Source organism: Rhodococcus sp. T7 (assembly GCF_009872365.1).
GTDB lineage: Bacteria > Actinomycetota > Actinomycetes > Mycobacteriales > Mycobacteriaceae > Rhodococcus_F.
The window spans coordinates 52001-52389 of record NZ_WXYH01000389.1 but is presented as its reverse complement, the minus strand read 5'-3'; the positions used below and the strand labels follow the sequence as shown (position 1 = coordinate 52389).

Sequence of the window (389 nt, the reverse complement as noted above, 5' to 3'; positions counted from 1 at the left end):
TGCCCCGCGGCCGCGCGATCGTCCGCTCGTCCGGGAACCGGGCCACCCTCGTCAAGACCGTGCCCTGGTGGGAGGGCCCCTACGCCGACCAGGTGCGGGCCTCGATCGAACGCCACGATCCCGAAGCGGACAAGACCCTGGCCGACGCGGTGACCCTCACCGACGACTCCGAACCGAAAGAGGCGCAACCGGTATGACCAGCGTTGACGAGTTCGACCTGCCCGACCCGCCCGAGGAGGACCTCGCACCACCCGAGGATTCGTGGGTGCCGCCGCTCGATGACCTCGTGCCCCCACCCGAGCCGGCGAATCTCCCGGCCGGCGGGAACGGTGCAGGCGAAGCCCTCGCAGTGTCCGATGAACTGAGCGCCCGGATCGAGAAGGTCACCG

General features: G+C 70.4%; 2 pseudogenes. Both read left to right on the top strand.

Annotated elements, in window-relative coordinates:
- Positions 1-197 (top strand): annotated as a pseudogene (locus MLGJGCBP_RS50960) (conjugal transfer protein); the annotation flags it as partial.
- A pseudogene (locus tag MLGJGCBP_RS50955) lies at positions 194-389 on the top strand (DUF4913 domain-containing protein); the annotation flags it as partial. The pseudogenes MLGJGCBP_RS50960 and MLGJGCBP_RS50955, both read left to right, overlap by 4 nt.